Origin of the sequence: Candidatus Anoxymicrobium japonicum (assembly GCA_002843005.1) — a bacterium.
Classification (GTDB): domain Bacteria; phylum Actinomycetota; class Geothermincolia; order Fen-727; family Anoxymicrobiaceae; genus Anoxymicrobium; species Anoxymicrobium japonicum.
Genome location: PHEX01000035.1, coordinates 1 through 16554 on the forward strand (window position 1 = coordinate 1; position 16554 = coordinate 16554).

Annotated in this window: 14 protein-coding genes; 6 read left to right on the top strand and 8 right to left on the bottom strand. The window is 55.6% G+C overall.

The features are described from left to right. The 6 genes from CVT63_04745 to CVT63_04770 all read left to right on the top strand — a co-directional run. Positions 1-760: asparagine synthetase B (locus CVT63_04745; protein ID PKQ28042.1), on the top strand; the 760-nt coding region annotated here is incomplete at its 5' end. Continuing rightward, positions 760-1974, top strand: a complete 1215-nt coding sequence (locus tag CVT63_04750; protein ID PKQ28055.1) for a glycosyltransferase, exosortase A system-associated — start codon at positions 760-762, stop codon at positions 1972-1974. The genes CVT63_04745 and CVT63_04750, both read left to right, overlap by 1 nt. A gap of 34 nt (positions 1975-2008) precedes the next feature. Continuing rightward, positions 2009-3199 carry a glycosyl transferase family 1 gene (locus CVT63_04755; protein ID PKQ28043.1) on the top strand — a complete coding sequence of 397 codons (1191 nt, stop codon included), beginning with the start codon at positions 2009-2011 and terminating at the stop codon, positions 3197-3199. Beyond that, positions 3192-4508 carry a putative O-glycosylation ligase, exosortase A system-associated gene (locus CVT63_04760; protein ID PKQ28044.1) on the top strand — a complete coding sequence of 439 codons (1317 nt, stop codon included), beginning with the start codon at positions 3192-3194 and terminating at the stop codon, positions 4506-4508. The genes CVT63_04755 and CVT63_04760 overlap by 8 nt, the downstream gene beginning before the upstream one ends. Before the next feature lie 84 nt (positions 4509-4592). Further along, a complete protein-coding gene (locus CVT63_04765; GenBank protein ID PKQ28045.1) occupies positions 4593-5402 on the top strand; it encodes a hypothetical protein in 810 nt (269 codons plus the stop codon). After that, on the top strand, positions 5399-6415 hold the full coding sequence (locus CVT63_04770) for a carbohydrate esterase family protein (GenBank protein PKQ28046.1): 1017 nt from the start codon (positions 5399-5401) through the stop codon (positions 6413-6415). The genes CVT63_04765 and CVT63_04770 overlap by 4 nt, the downstream gene beginning before the upstream one ends. A gap of 113 nt (positions 6416-6528) precedes the next feature. Here the strand turns inward: CVT63_04770 and CVT63_04775 are convergent, their stop codons facing one another. The 8 genes from CVT63_04775 to CVT63_04810 form a co-directional block, all read right to left on the bottom strand. Then, the gene (locus CVT63_04775; protein ID PKQ28047.1) at positions 6529-8529 is read right to left on the bottom strand and encodes an acyltransferase; all 2001 of its coding nucleotides are present in this window, start codon (positions 8527-8529) and stop codon (positions 6529-6531) included. Positions 8530-8657: 128 nt separating this feature from the next. Continuing rightward, the gene (locus CVT63_04780; GenBank protein ID PKQ28048.1) at positions 8658-9698 is read right to left on the bottom strand and encodes a glycosyl transferase; all 1041 of its coding nucleotides are present in this window, start codon (positions 9696-9698) and stop codon (positions 8658-8660) included. 33 nt (positions 9699-9731) lie between these two features. Next, positions 9732-10409 (bottom strand): hypothetical protein, encoded by a 678-nt coding sequence (locus tag CVT63_04785; GenBank protein ID PKQ28049.1) that lies wholly within the window; start codon positions 10407-10409, stop codon positions 9732-9734. Positions 10410-10412: 3 nt separating this feature from the next. Continuing rightward, a complete protein-coding gene (locus CVT63_04790; protein ID PKQ28050.1) occupies positions 10413-11906 on the bottom strand; it encodes a lipopolysaccharide biosynthesis protein in 1494 nt (497 codons plus the stop codon). After that, the gene (locus tag CVT63_04795) at positions 11903-12589 is read right to left on the bottom strand and encodes a hypothetical protein (protein ID PKQ28051.1); all 687 of its coding nucleotides are present in this window, start codon (positions 12587-12589) and stop codon (positions 11903-11905) included. Before CVT63_04795 ends, CVT63_04790 begins: the two co-directional genes overlap by 4 nt. 37 nt (positions 12590-12626) lie before the next feature. Next, positions 12627-13880 (bottom strand): glycosyltransferase, encoded by a 1254-nt coding sequence (locus CVT63_04800; protein PKQ28052.1) that lies wholly within the window; start codon positions 13878-13880, stop codon positions 12627-12629. Positions 13881-13950: 70 nt separating this feature from the next. Continuing rightward, entirely contained in the window at positions 13951-14973 is a 1023-nt protein-coding gene (locus CVT63_04805; GenBank protein PKQ28053.1) for a hypothetical protein, read from the bottom strand. Next, positions 14973-16460, bottom strand: a complete 1488-nt coding sequence (locus CVT63_04810) for a membrane-bound O-acyltransferase family protein (GenBank protein ID PKQ28054.1) — start codon at positions 16458-16460, stop codon at positions 14973-14975. The genes CVT63_04805 and CVT63_04810 overlap by 1 nt, the downstream gene beginning before the upstream one ends. Positions 16461-16554: the final 94 nt, after the last annotated feature.

The window sequence follows — 16554 nt, forward strand, 5'->3', positions numbered from 1 at the left end:
AGAAAAGATGCGCTCGGCCCTGCCGCTAGGCCTGCGCCGACCGCTCTTCAGCACCCTCGGCAAGCTCTACCCCAAAGCCGACTGGGCACCACGCGTTTTCCGCGCCAAAACAACCTTCGAGGGGATGGCCAGAACGTCGGTCGAAGGCTATTTCCACTCCATCTCCATCCTGCGCGCGCCGATGCGCCGGCAGCTGTTTAGCGACGAATTCAAAGCTGAACTGGGCGGCTACGACGCCAGCGAAGTGTTCCGGGAACATGCCGCCAAAGCCAACACCGACGACCCGCTGGCCCTGATTCAATACCTTGACCTGAAGACCTACCTCGTCGGCGACATCAACACCAAGGTCGACCGGGCCAGCATGGCGCATTCGCTGGAGGTCCGCGAACCACTGATGGATCACAAACTGGTCGAATGGCTGGCCACCCTGCGCTCCTCGCAAAAAATCCGCGGCCAGGAAGGCAAATATGTCCTCAAGAAATCGATGGAACCCTACCTGCCGAACGACGTCCTCTACCGCCCGAAAATGGGCTTCTCAGTGCCGCTTGCACGCTGGTTCCGCGGCCCGCTCAAACAGCGCGTGCAGGAATCCATCCTCGGCTCGCGATTGGCCGACACTGGCTGGTTCAACCAGGACTACCTGCAGGAATTGGTCCGCAGCCACAACAACGGCAGCCGTGACTACAGCGCATCGATCTGGACCCTGTTGATGTACGAAGCCTTCCTGCGCAACGTCATGGAACCGGAGGCGCAGGCGTGATCCGCGCGCTTCACGTCCTCGACCACTCCATCCCGCTGCACAGTGGCTACACCTTCCGTACCGCCGCACTGCTGCGCGAACAACGGGGGCTGGGCTGGCAAACCTTCCACCTGACCTCGCCCAAGCAAGGCAAATACACCGCACCGCTCGAGGAAGTCGACGGCCTGCGCTTCTATCGTACACCGCTGCCGGAAGGTCCTCTCACAAATCTGCCGATTCTCAAGGAACTCGCCCTGATGAAGCGACTCGAGGCCCGGCTCGAAGAAGTCGCCCGCGAAGTCCGCCCGGACATCATCCATGCCCACTCGCCGGTACTCAATGCGCTGCCAGCCATCAAAGTGGCCCGAAAACTGGGCATTCCAGTCGTCTATGAAATCCGCGCCTTCTGGGAAGATGCTGCCGTAGACCACGGCAGCACTTGCGAAGGCAGCCTCCGCTACCGTGCCACACGAGCCCTCGAAACCCGGGCCATCCGCCAGGTCGATCACGTCTTTACCATCTGCGAAGGCCTGCGCGCCGACATCGTGGCGCGCGGCATAGCGGTCGGCAAGGTCACCGTGATCCCCAATGCCGTCGATGTCGACTCCTTCCCGCTGGCCAGCCCACCGGATGCCGAACTTCAGAGCAAGCTCGGCCTCACCGGCAAAACGGTCATCGGCTTCATCGGTTCCTTCTACGCCTACGAAGGGCTGGACCTGCTGCTCGATGCACTGCCCGCCCTGGTCTCCGCCAATCCAGACATTCGCGTACTGCTCGTCGGTGGCGGACCGCAGGAAGCCAATCTGCGCAAACAGGCCGAAGCATTGGGCGTGCAAGATATCGTCATCTTCACTGGGCGCGTTCCCCACAAGGACGTCAATCGCTATTACGACCTGATCGACATCCTCGCCTATCCCCGACATCCGATGCGCCTGACCGAACTTGTCACCCCGCTCAAGCCGCTGGAAGCGATGGCCCAGGGCCAACTCTTCGTGGCCTCCGATGTCGGTGGACACAAAGAGCTGGTCAAGCACAACCAGACCGGCATCCTGTTCAAGGCCGGAAACAAGAACGCACTGGCCGATGCGATACAAAACCTACTCGCTAACCGGCAATGCTGGCCGGAGCTGAAGAAGAACGGGCGCAGCTTTGTTGAGGAAGTCAGAAACTGGCGCAACAGCGTGGCAAATTACCGCGCCCCCTACACCGCGCTTACCAGCCTCAAAAAAGCTTGACCACTTGGTCAGCCGCTCGCCCGCATCGAAGCCCATGCCTCGCTCGATAAAAACTCTGCTCTTCTCGACGCTGTTTCCAAGTTCCGTGCGCCCAGTGCACGGCATCTTCGTCGAGACGCGTCTGCGCGAATTATTGAAAACCGGCCAAGTCGAAACGAAAGTCGTAGCTCCCGTGCCCTGGTTTCCTTTTTCCGGAAAGCGCTTCGGCGAATACGGGCAGTTTGCCGCCACCCCGAGATTCGAGCATCGAAACGGGATTGAGGTCTTTCATCCCCGCTATTTCCTGCCCCCCAAAATCGGCATGAATGTCGCACCGCACACACTCGCCGCCTGCGCCCTACCGACGATACGCAAACTGATCCGCGAAGGCTTCGACTTCGACCTGATCGACGCCCATTACTACTACCCCGACGGCATCGCGGCCGGCATCATCGCCAAGCAACTCGGCAAACCCTTCGTCATTACCGCCCGCGGTACCGACCTCAACCTGATCCCGCAACACGCCTATCCGCGCAAGCTGATCGTTCAAACGGCAGCCGCTGCCCACGCCTCGATCGGCGTCTGCAAGGCGCTGATGGACACACTCGCCGGACTCGGTGCCGAGGCCGACAAACTGCATGTATACCGCAACGGCGTCGACCTCGAGCGCTTCCGCCCCGAGGAACCGTCGCTTGCCAGAAAAAAACTCGGCCTGCCCGACGACAAATCAATCCTGCTTTCCGTCGGCCATCTGGTCGAGCGCAAGGGGCACCACATCGCCATCGAAGCGCTGGGCAAACTGCCGGAAAACACTTTTCTGGTCATCGCCGGCTCCGGCCCTGAACGTCAAACCCTGGAAGCGCTCGCCGGCAAACTGGACGTCGCCGACAAAGTCCGCTTCACCGGCCAGCTCGAAAACAGCGAACTGCGTAGCTGGTACAGCGCCGCCGATGCGCTGGTCCTCTGCTCAAGCCGCGAAGGCTGGGCCAACGTGCTGCTCGAATCGATGGCTTGCGGCACGCCCGTCATCGCCACCAACATCTGGGGCACCCCGGAGGTCGTCTCGACCCCAGTTGCCGGTCGACTGATGGACGACCGAACCCCGACCGCCCTTACCCTATCGTTTGCCGCACTCTTTGCAGATTACCCGAGCCGGGCAGACGTTCGAGCACATGCCGAAAAATTCAGCTGGGGAGAAACCACCGCAGCCCAACTGGCACTATTCAGGAGCATGACCGGTGCGTGACATCGTTCTCACACTTCTTGTCGCCGGCATCCTGCCGTTTACCCTCAAGAAGCCGCATTACGGCCTGCTCCTCTGGATCTGGCTGGGGATCATGAATCCGCACCGTTTGACTTACGGCTTCGCATATAACCTGCCATTTGCCCAGATCAGCGCCATATTCTTCTTCCTCGGCATCCTGTTCAACCTTAAGCAAACCTATCGTTTTCCCTGGAACGGCATCACCGTCACGATGTTGGCATTTGTACTATGGATCGGCGTATCTCCTTGGTTCTCGTTTCATCCGGAATTCGAGTTTGAGTTTTGGGTTCGTGTTTTCAAAATCCAATTGATGGTACTAGTCGGATTTCTGGTGATCGGCAATCGCCAGCAATTAAATGCCGTCATAGCTGTCTTGGCCCTTTCGGTTGGCTTCTATGGCATCAAGGGCGGAATATTCACAATTCTGACCGGTGGAGGAAACAGGGTCTGGGGCCCCGACTTCACCTTTATCGCAGACAACAACACCTTGGCCTTGGCAGTAGTCATGATCGTCCCACTGTTTCGCTATCTTCAACTGGAGATGGAGAACAAATGGATTAAGTGGGGCTGTATCGCTGCCATGCTGCTCTGTATTGCCTCCGCTCTTGGCTCGCATTCGCGGGGCGCATTCCTGGCAATTGTGGCAATGTCTATATTTCTGTGGCTGAAAAGCCCGAAAAAGCTTGGTTTGGGGATTGCCATGGCTATTGCCGTGGCCATGTTCCTGCCTTTCTTGCCAGAGGAATGGTATGCGCGAATGAGCACCATCCAGACCTACGATCAAGACGCATCTGCTGGCGGCCGAATCAATGCTTGGTGGGTGGCTTGGAATGTCGCTGTTGATCGCTTCCCGATCGGGGCCGGATTCAAAATGTATATGGCCGATGTGTTTGCAATGTACGCCCCGAATCCTCTCGATATCCACGCTGCGCACAGCATCTATTTTCAGGTTCTCGGCGAACACGGCTTTTTTGGGCTGTTTCTATTCCTGACCATCTTCGTTCTGGCATGGCGCTACGGGAGTTACATCATTCGCGAAACAAGGAACCAGCCAGAGTTAACCTGGGCCAGAAACCTCGCGGCCATGACTCAGGTTTCCCTAGTTGGCTATGCGATAGGCGGCGCCTTCCTCAGCCTCTCCTACTTCGACCTACCGTACTATCTCGTACTGGTACTCGTCGTTCTAAAGGGCATCATCCGCGATGAAACCCTTCGCCGCACAGCGGAAAGCAACGCCGCCAAACCGGACATGAATCTGCAAACGCCAACTGCTCAATACAAACTGCGCTGAACATGCGGAATTCATCCAACATTTTCTGCCCGACTATCGGGAATCTGCCTGAGCCGGCAGACTTCGCCAACCAGGAGAAAGCCAATGGACGATAAAGCCCAAAAGTGGGACACAGGTTCGCATGAGGGCTTCTACACCTACTACGAACAACAGAGCCTTTCTCCAGCCACATTCGAGCGGTTCAAAGCCACGCGCGACACGTTGCTACGCCTGAAAGCCAGGCAACACGATACATCGTCGATGGATATTCTCGATATCGGTTGCGGTGCGGGCACCCAGGGCGGTCTGTGGAGCGAAGCGGGCCATCGATACGTCGGCATTGACATCAATGAACCGCTCATAATATTGGCCAGAAATCGGGCAGCGGACCATGGGCTGAACCTTCGTTATGAAGTTGGCTCGGCCACCGAGCTACCTTTTCCGGATGCTTCCTTCGACATCTGCGTAATGCCGGAACTACTAGAACATGTGCCGCCTTGGGAAGATTGTCTGCGCGAGGCCATTCGCTGCCTGCGCCCCGGCGGGCTGATCTATATCAGCACCAACAACACCCTGTGCCCCATCCAGCAGGAATTCAACTTGCCGCTCTACAGTTGGTACCCTAAAGCGCTTAAGCACCATTTCGAACGACGCGCTGTAAGCGACTGGCCGGAACTGGTGAATTACGCAAAGTACCCGGCAGTCAACTGGTTCTCCTTCTACTATCTGCGGAAATATCTGGGGGAACGCGGCTTTGATGCCTTCGACCGGTTCGACCTGGTGGACGACAACGAAAAGTCCGGCTTGCAGAAACTGGCACTCAGCGCCATAAAGACGCTGCCCCCCCTGCGGCTGCTGGCCCATATGGCAACCTCGTATACCGTATTGGTAGCGCAAAAACAGCTGAGCGCATGATTCCTGATTTTTTCATTCGCCAGGCAATGGGCCTGCTTTCGCCGGCCGGGAAACGAGCACGACTGTCTGTCTTCATTTTTCACCGCGTCCTGCCAACCCCCGATCCTTTGTTTCCCGATGAACCGGATGCCGAACAATTCGACCGCATCGTTTCCTGGATCACCACCTGGTTTGAGGTCATACCTCTGGATGCTGCTGTCGACGCGTTGAAAACGGAAAAATTGCCCGCCCGCGCCGCAGTCATCACTTTCGACGACGGCTATGCCGACAATTGCACCGTTGCAATGCCGATTCTTCTCAAACATAAGATCTCGGCGACATTTTTCATTGCCACCGGCTATCTCGATGGCGGGCGAATGTGGAACGATACAATCGTCGAATCTATCCGAGCATTCCAGCAAAATATGCTCGATTTGAGTGCACTTGGGCTAGCCTCCTACCGCACAGGAACTATCGAGGAAAAGCGACACACCATCTCCGCCATTCTCGACAAAACCAAATACCTCGCGCCAGCCGACCGCCACCATGCCACCCAGGAAATTGCACGCCTAACCAGAAGCCAATTACCCGACAAGCTGATGATGACATCCGAACAAGTCAGGAAGATGCGCCAAGCTGGAATGCAGATTGGCGCCCATACTGTAACCCACCCAATCCTCAGCAGAATCGATTTATCGACGGCACGCGACGAAATTTCCAATAGCAAAACCTGTCTTGAGAATATCCTTGGTGAACCGGTGACCCTGTTTGCCTACCCAAACGGCAAGCCTGGGGAAGACTACCTACCAGAGCACGCTAGGCTCATTGAGGCAGCCGGTTTTCATGCTGCTGTCTCAACTGCTTGGGGAAGCGCCGGTGCGGCAACCGACCTCTTCGAAGTCCCGCGATTCACACCTTGGAACAAAACCCGCCTGAAATTCGCCTTTCGCCTAATGGGGAATCTACTTGCACTGCCGCCAGCCTGTACATCGGCAAGCCCTCCATCAAAGGATTGGCCCAGTACGCCAGACTGAACGGCCGCAATCCCTTCGCTTATTTGAATGACATCCTTTTACTCCGGCGCACTCAGCCCTACAGGAGGACTTGAGACCCGGTGCTCAATACCGCATCTGGGGTCGCAGGGTGCTTACTGTTGATTCTCGAAAACCGTATTGAACATAGGCGTCAACAACTTGTTTCCTGTTTCGCTCAAGTGATCGTCGTCCATGTACATCGATTGAAGATTCCGGCTACCAAAACAACGCTCCGCATCACAAAGATAAGCGGTTGGGTCAAGAATGGAAACACCACATTGTCTGGCAGCGGCATCCTGAGCTTTCCAAACCCACTCGTTGCGCCGCCTATACTCCTCGATGGGAATGGAAACATCCTTCCTGATCCCGAAAGCCAACCGGCGAGATAGTGTTTTAGGAACATCAAACCCCATTTCCGGAATTGGCCGAACCAGATAGACGTGCCTGGAAATGGCTATCTCACAGGCGGTATCGATAATGTGCTGCCCGAACTCCTCCAGAAATTCAGGCGAAGTTCGATCATAAATTTTTGAGAAATAGACCTCAGGCCTTTCGAAAACATTGCGGTTTTCATTCGCGCCAAAGGCCTGCGCCGCATAGCGATTCAGAATAACGACGGGCAGATCCGGAGGCACCCCAACCAACTGTTGCCTAGCCCATTCGACGAATTCTTCGCAGTGATAATCGCTTCCCAGCCTCGCGCCGATTTCTGGCTTATTTTTCAGGCCGACTACGAATGAACAACCACTGTAGGACCACTGAACTACACCCGCATTTTCCCGAACTGCAGCAAGCGCTGAGACAACGGCTGAAATATGGCTGTCGCCCAATGCAATTACCTTCCACTCAGCCCCCCCCCAAACGCAGGATGGGGAGCTATTGCCCTTGCGACTATGACAAAAGTCGCGCCGAGGATTGAAATTGCCTGCCTCTGCCGCAATACTTTCCACAAGTGGATCAAGCCGCCCTTTGATGCCATCGCCCAATCTAACCGCCGCGGCTGGCAACAGCACCACTATTAGCGAAATGGCCATAACGGTCATAGACTTGCGTAAGCCAACCTTACCAAGCCAGCGACGCGACGGATTCTCGACCCAACGACACGAGATGTCTCCAAGCGCTATGGTCAACACTATTCCTGCGACGACAGCTGGTGTGTCATGCTGCAATTCGCTGTAAGCCAACGCGACAACGACGGGCCAATGCCACAAGTAGAGTGAATATGATCGGTCACCAATCCATTGGGGGATTCGACTTCCTGTAAACAGCGAAGCCTGACGACTGGCCATGAGAATTAGCATTGAACCGAGCACAGGCAATGTGGCATGCCACCCTGGCCACTGCGTCTCGCTATCAAGTGCCCAAATAGACGTTATGATCAGAGCCAGACCGGATGCCTCCATCCACTTTCCAGACGTGACAGCAGGACGGACGGAAGATGAAAACATAAACACCAATCCGCCCCCTAGCATTTCCCATGCACGGGTCGGCAGAAGATAAAACGCTGTTGTCGGATAGCTGGCCGTCAGCACAACCGAAAGACTGAGGGAGAGCACAACGCCACAAACAATGACAAAAATCAGAGAGAGACGACCTGGCTTTACCCGCCAAACTAGCGATAGCAAAATAGGTAGCAGCAGGTAAAACTGCCACTCAACTGACAACGACCAAGTATGTAGCAGCCACTTATCCAGAGAAGATACGTCGAAATAACCAGCTTCATCCCATAGTTTGAAATTGGAAAAGAACCCTAAGGCACTAATCGCATGAGTTGCCAGTAACTTATAATCAGAGGGAGAAAGGACGAAGTAGCCAGCAGCAAGCAACAGTGCGCAAACCATCAGCAATGCCGGAACAATGCGGCGAATACGAGCGTCATAAAAAGCAAGAATCGAGAAGCTACCCTGCTCCAGCCCCTTTATGACGATGCTAGCCATCAAGTAGCCTGAAATCACAAAAAAAACGTCGACGCCGACAAATCCACCACTGAATCCCGGCACTCCGAAGTGATAGAGAATCACCGCAATTACCGCCCAGGCTCTCAGGCCGTTGATATCTGAGCGGAACCCCCCGTTTGGTGACGCAGCATGCATATTGGTTTTTTTAGGGACCATCTGAACAACCTGTTATTTTCGGAGATGCTGTCATAAGAACCGATAAAAACAGGGAGAATTCGACTTCTTACTGTTATTTTTAAAATCGCTCCACATAACGGTTGTTTATCCATCCATTATCTGTTTTATTAACTCAACACTTTTCCATAAACTTGCAATATTAAATCGGCAACGTTATTCCACTTCAAATGCTTAACTGAACATGCGCATTGATGACTATCAACGTTTAAACCAACAAATCGGCCCATAGCAAGACGAATATCATCAATGGATTCTGGATTAACTTCAAAAACGAATTCATTATCCGAGACAGAGTCCATCGAGTTGTTCCTCGTCATTACAACTGGAGTTCCACTTGCTAGAGCCTCAATCGTTACTAAAGGCGACACTTCAGCAACACTAGGAAGGCAAAATACCTCAGCACCAGCATAAGCTGATGACAACAATGGATCTACATTATCCAATGGCCCAATGTAATGCACATTCCCAATATCCAGCACCTTGTCCAAATACCCCCGATCATGGGGTGAAACGTGGCCAACAAGGACAAACTCCAACCCAAGTTCACGTGCCGCTTTGGCAGTAGCAAGGGGATTCTTGTGCGGAGTAATCGAAGACACTTGGAGCACATATGGCTTGGCAATTCCATAGTGCTCACGAAAGAGGAAATCATTGGCCCCAAAAAATATATCTGACACACCGTTTGGAACAGTAATTATCTTACTTTCACTTATACAAAAACCACGAACAATTGATTTTTTTTCGTTTTCAGAAAGCGCGAATAAGGCCTTCGCCTTCTTTAAACAATACTCCATCTGATAATATTCAGTATGGATGGCATACTTACATAACGGAAATACTATTCTTTCAAGCAACCTTGCTTTAATACCCAAAAATGAATCCCAATACGGAGGAACCAATGGACTACACACCAACGGCTTATTAATTGAATCTATATACTCAGCAATTTTGTAATTTCCATTTGCCACAGAAAACAAATGGAAAATATCAAAATCATTTGCCACATCAATATTCGGATCAAATATGGATGCATCAACTCCTTTCTGTCGCAGGGCACTAATTGTATTTTTTATCTGTATCTGTAGACCACCTGAGCGCTGAAAAAGCATTGGATAAGAAATAATGCCTACTTTCACGCCAACCTCCATAAGTCACAATCCGACAAACACCGATAAACGCCGTCAATTTGCACGGCTTTGCGTTTCCTTCTCATCAAGTGGATCGGACCATTGACCAACTTTTTTCAATTTCTCGCGTAACCCCGGCAATGCAAAGCCTTTGGCGTAAGCTTGGTGTGCGCATAAGAGTGACCTGTCATACTCTTTAAGGTCAAAGTAAATCAAGCCAAGGTTGTAGAAAAAATTTCCGCTTTCCTCGCCCATTTTGCGTGCATCTTCCAAGTGGGCCAACGCTTCTTTTGTACGCCCCCGCTTAGCCAAATAAGCGCCATAAATCATCCGCACCATAGGATCATCATTTCGAAATCGCCAAGCACGGTATAGGTAACATTCAACTGGGTAACGTGCACCTTTTGGTTTTTTCATGCCAGTCTTTTCACCCAATCGAACCATGGCAACTAGCGCCAGAGGATGATTTGGAAAAGCACGCAATGTATAGTCAAGATCGCCACCAGGATGCACCCCAGTCTGCCCAGATTTAAGACTCAATACAGGTGCAGTAAGGTGGTGAAACTCAACAACAGGTAATTCTTTTTTGTCTGAACGATAATCAAAAGGACCGTAACCATTGATCAATCTGCCACAGGTAATCTCGCTTAGCTCTACACTTTTTGCCGGCGACAGCTGACTAAATAATGCCATTAGCGCCATTACCTGAATAAACGCAGTTTTTAATTTCATAAGTTATACCCTCATCCACCTCAATAATCGTCCCTTCATACCTACCTGCTCCAGCAGGTAAGTTTCGGCTCCATCCGGGCAACCACATAACCGCCATAGGAGGAGTAGCGACACGCCATAGAACACGGCCCCGGCGCCAATGTGCACAAACAATCGCATCAAAGGCATATTCAATGAAGCAATGGGCATAGCGATCAAGCAGGCCGCCATTGTGCCGCTAGCAAGAAGCGGGCGCCACGTATGGCGACAGAAATCCATCCATTGCACCGCTTCGACATAGGCAACGACCAGCCCTGTGATGATCAGCAAACCACAACCCGAAGTCAGCAGGCGAGCATACGCTACACCCAACACATCGCCCTGCGGAAAAAACACCAACACCAATGCACCAATCAGTACCAACTGTGCCCACGCCAGCCATGCCTGTAGGCGAAGCATACCAAGTGACAGTAGCAAATATGCGCTACTGTGGCTCAAGGCCCCGAAAATGCTTATCAACGCCAGCACCTCTAGAAATGGTACGGCGATCAGCCATTTGTCACCAAGCAGGACGAGCACCGCATCGCGGGCCACCAGAGCCAGTCCGACTCCGGCCGGCAAGGCGAGCAGGCTTTGCACACCAATCGCCTTACAGAAAACGGCGCGCAGTTTTTCGGCGTCATCCGCGGCCTTTACGAACACTGGAAAAAGCACGCGGCCGAGCGGTGCCAGCAATTCGGTCGTCGGCATCGCCGCCACCTCGTCGGCTAGCGTGTAGGCACCCATCGTCGTGGCATCGGTTCGCCGGCCGACCAGAAACTTGTCGAGCTGGTTTTGCCCGTAGACGCCGAGGTTACGTATCAGCACCCATTGCGAGAAGGACCACAGCTTACGGAAACGCGAGAAGGAAATCCGCGGCCGAAAATCGTGCATCCAGAAACTCAGGCCGACCCCCGCCGAACGACCGGCCAGCGCGCCGATCACCATCGCCCAGTAGGAATGCAGCCAGAAAGCCAGGGTGATGGTGACGATGAAACCTGCCAGCCGGCGGAAGAAGAAGAAGCGGAAATCGCTTCCGAACTCCATGTTTTTCTGGAAGGACACGATGCCGATGTTCTCGAAGCCGCCGATCAGCATGGCCAGCGCCATAAATCGAATGACGTCGAGCACCCGTGCATCTCGGAAATACTCGGCGGCCAGCGGTGCCGTAAACCACAGGATGAGCGATGCACCCAGCGCCTGAATGATGCGCAGCGTCCACGCCGTATCGAAATCCTCACGGCCGGCATCGCGGTTCTGGATCAACGCCGAACCGACGCCAAGGTCGAGTAAGGTATCGATCAGCCCAACCACCACCGAAGCCATGGCGACTATGCCGAAATCTTCCGGTAGCAGCAGGCGGGCCAGGATCAGCGTGCTGACCAGGCCGATCAGGCGATCGACCCAGCGCATGGCTACGACCAGCACTGCCCCGCGGGCGGCGGAAACCGCTTTGTTGGGTCGTTTCGAGAGGCTCATGGGGCAAATCCCACGGTCGACCGGGAAAAACAGGCAATTTCCGCAAACCCAGCGCGCCACGCGCCGAGTCGGCGCTCGGCACCGAAGCTGATTAGCAGGCAAGTGAGCAGGATCGCCGACATACAAGCCAGCGAATGGGCAATCAACAGTTCGGTATTCGGGAAAGCGTAGCCGACCAGTTGGGTCATCGACTGATGGAGGTAATAGAGCGTGAAGAAAAACCCAGCCAAGCAGACCTTGTAGCAAAACGACCAATAGGGGTGATTGAGCGAGAGCGTCGCTTTGTAGCCAAATGCCTCATTGAGGAACATCAGGCTGCTAGCAACATCCAACACTGAAAAATCCCGGTAGTTACTCAGGCGCTGCGTATCGAACTCGCCGCTCAACCCGACCAGGAGACCCAGCCCGACACTGAAGACCACCGCCGGCAAAGCTACCGAATAGACCCGCGACAGCCGTGCCGCTGCATAGTCGGCCCAGGTCCGCGCACTCCTGACCGTGCTCGAATAGATGATGAAGCCGGACATCACGAAGAAGATCATCACCGCCTCGTGGCTGAACCAGGACAGCGGCAACCAGCGCATGTACAGCCCGTCCTGCTCCATGTGGCCGAGCAGCACTGCCGATGCGGCAGTGAAGCGCAGCAGGTCAAGATAGGCTGAGAGCGACTGGTCGAGCTTCATCGAAGGCTCGCCTCCCCGGCGTACGCTTGCCTGACCATCACGCGACGATGCCGTTCAGAATTGTCGCCAACTCGCCGGTCCGCGAACGGCGCGAATGCTGGCTGGCGATGGCGTAATCGACGCCGCTCGCCTGCCCGGCCTTGAGCTTGTCGACAAAGGCGCGCAGTGCCCGGGCGATCTCCTCCGCATCGGCGATGTTCGCCTGATCGGTGGCGCCGACGTCCCTGAGCATTTTTGCCGAAATCCCCGGCGCATCGACCAGCGCGAAGATCGGCCGGCCGGTGCGATAGTATTCGTAGATCTTGGCCGGTATCTGGTGATTGCAGACGCTGCCCTGGAAGAGCAGCAAGCCATCGGCCCGCAGCATTTCGCGCAGCGCCTCGCGATAGGCGACCACCGGTTCGAGGCGGACGATATCCTCGATGCCGTGGCTGGCCAGTTGCGGCCGGTAAAGGTCGTCGCTACCGGTGGCGCGCAGGACGATCTGCAGCGTATCGGCGCTGATCGCGCCTTCTTTCTTGAGACCGGCAATGGCGGCAAAGAAGGGGCGCGGATCGCGCTCCTTGGGATACAGGATGCCGCTGTGCACCAGCGTGATCTGGTTTGGCTTGCCGAGCGGCGCCTCCTCCAGGCCGCGCTGGGCGTCGAGGAAATTGTCTTCGTCGTAGCCGTTCTCGACGACGCCCCATTTCGACTCGGCAATGTGCGGGTAGCGCTCGGCATACATTTGACGGGTGAGTTTCGTGGTGAATAGGGCCCGCGTGCATTGTTCCACGGAGGCCGCTTCAAGCTTGCGCTGGACGCGCCAGGTGAGCGGATCGCGCGGATAGCCTTCTTCGGTCATCGCATCGCGGAAATCGGCCACCCAGGGCAGGCCGGAACGCTTGCTGAGGCCGAGGCCGATCATGTGCGCCGTGGCAATCGGGAAGGTGGAGAACAGCACATCCGGCTGGTACTTGCGAATCATCTGCATGCCAGTCCACATGCCGCCCAGCCACCAGGTCGCCCAGCGGTCGGGTTGCGCCATCCAGCGCAGGTATTTGCCACGAAAGGAGAGCTGAGTTGCCGTATCCAGACCCCAGGCCCGCTCGACGATCACATCGTCGGGGATTTCCTTCAATTGGTCCGGATTGATGACGTCGTAGGCCTTGGGCGATACGGACAGAACCATCGGATCCCAGCCGTATTCGCGAAGATAGGTGCAGAATTTCAGCGTCCGCTGAATGCCGCTGCTCATTTTGAACGGTGGGAAGTGAAACGCCACCATCAGTATTTTTTTGTTTTTCTGCATCCCGAAATATCCCGTCGTCTTTCCAATATCCGTTCAAGATAGTACCTGCCTGCCCGCCGAAGGGGCAGGACTATTTGTGTGCTGGCTCAATCAGCGCCCGCCTGACCAGTTCGGTCACGATGTCGATGGCTTCGGCGTTCCAGTGCCGGTCGTAGGGTCCGACATCGAGCAAGCGGCCGGTGCGGACAAGGTGGTCCTTGAAGGCCTCACCGGGATCGATCACCGTTGTCCGCCCATCGCCGGCATACCGTATCCGCGCCGCCACTTCGTTGCGCTCCCCTGCCCCGGCTTCCAGCAGATGGCCGCGATCAGGGTCGACGACGAACAAAAAGCGGCCGTCCTGAATTTTCGAAATTTGGCTAAAAAAGGCGGCGACCGTAGCATTCTGCCGCTCATCCGGAATTTCGGCCTTCGGCGACGCATTGGCGACCGCAGGCGTAGTCCAGGCCGACGGCTTGAGTTTCGACACGTCGATTTTCAGTTGTGAAACCAGATATTGGGCCAGCGCCGAGTGGCGCAGGATACGTTTCAGCGCGCCCGGTTGCGGCTGTGTCTCGCTGCGAACCTGCCCCGTTGCGCCATCGACGCATACGCCGTGTATATGGCCAGACCCGCATTGCGCCTGCTTGATGTCGCCACGTTCGAGAATAAAGACGAAGGTCCGGATGCCAAATTTTTCGGCGGCGAATTTCGCCCGTTCGGCATAGTCGAGCAGATTCGACCCCGGCCCGCCAAAGGCGTAGACGGGACGGCCTGACAGTTTATTTTCGAGCATGGCGGCAAGGCGCTGTCCTACGGGCAGCATGCTGGCTTCGACGTAGCTGTCGCCAATCAGGCCGATTGCGTTCCGGTCCGGCAGGAAATCCCGCCCGGCCAGGAAGCCGATATTGTTGGCGCAGTTGCGCTGGGCATTTTTCAGGTCCCACCCGGTCGATGAAATGAAGCAGTGCCCAGCCGGGTAGGAAAGAATCAAGGGGTGCTGGTAGTAGCCACTCCGCGTCGCCGTCGCGACGGGCAGTATCTGGAACGCGATTTCCAGCGCGAGGAGCACAGCAAAAACGCCGGCGAGGAAGGGAAATAGCCGCGTTTTCATCAGAAGTTGAAGTAGATGAAGGCGCTGACGCTGTCGCGCGTTGCGTTGATGGCCACGAGGAAGGCGCAAAGGCTCAGTGCCCCACCAAGCAGGGCAAACGGCCAAGTGCAATGGCGACGGACCAGCATGGCGGTGCGCTCGCCGATGGTATTGCTGTTGGGGAGGGCGACGGAGACTGCCAACAGCGCCACGATGTAGCAAACGCCACGGCCGACGTCGAGACCCTGATTCCAGAGGGCGGTCTGGGCGCCTGCCACAGGGCTGAGCATTGCGGAAACGATAGTCTGCGCCGAAGCAAAGTCGTTGGCGCGGAAGAATACCCACGCGAAGACCGTCGCCAGGAAGGTCAGGCCCCAGGCAAATATCTTGAATGTGGTACTGCCCCGCAAGGCGCTGCAACGCTCTCCACACAAGGCCTGAAAACCGTGATTGGCGACGAGATAGAGGCCATGCAGGGCACCCCAGAATACGAACGTCCAGTTGGCGCCGTGCCACAGGCCACCGAGCACCATGGTCAGCAGCAGGTTGATGTAACGCTGCAGGGCTCCGTTGCGGTTGCCACCGAGGGGAATATAAAGATAGTCGCGCAGGAAGGCAGACAGCGTCATGTGCCAGCGGCGCCAGAAATCAGTGATATTCAGCGCCTTGTAGGGCGAGTTGAAGTTGTAGGGCAGACGGACATTGAACATCCATGACAGCCCGACAGCCATGTCGGAATAGCCGGAGAAATCGAAATACAACTGGAAGGTATAGGCCAGCGCCCCGATCCATGCTTCGAGCAAGTCGGGCTGATAGCCGGTGTCGGCGGCGTTGAATACGGCATCGGCATAGGGGCTGATGCCATCGGCCAAGACGATTTTCTTGAACAGGCCAATGGCGAAAATACAGAAGCCGGTGGCCAGGTTGTCGAAGTTCAGACGGTAGGTGTTGGCCTCCCTGAACTGCGGCATCATCTGCGCATGATGAAGGACTGGGCCGGCAATCAGATGGGGAAAATAGGTGACGAACAGGCCGTAATGAACGAAGCGGTACTCTTTCGTGCCCTTCTGGTAGGCGTCGGCGAGAAAGGCTATTTGGGTGAAGGTGAAGAAGGAAATACCGATGGGCAGAACGATTTCACCGAGACTCCAGGCGGTTCCGAGCGCCACGTTGAGATTGGCAACGAAGAAGCCGGCGTACTTGAAATAGGCCAGCAACACCAGGTCGACCGTGACACCGGCAATCAGCCAGGCCTTGGCCGTGCTCCGCAACACGGGATCGCTTCCGGTCGGGTCATGCGAGGAGATTTTCCGGCCTATCCAATAGTTCCAGAGGATGGATGCGAGCAGGAGTATGGTGAATTCCGGCATCCAGTAGCCATAGAAGGCCAGGGAAGCGATGAACAGCCAGCCAGCTCCCCAGAGCGGCGAATGGCGGGCGGCCAGGTAGTAGCCGAGCAGTACGACCGGCAGGTAAACCAGGAAAAAAGCAGTGCTGGTAAAGAGCATGAAGCGCCGAAGGGTCGGGTCAGCCCGCGCTCAGGCGCATGTCGGGCGCATGCCCTTGCAACCACTGCTCCAGCATCATGGAGATCCAGATCAT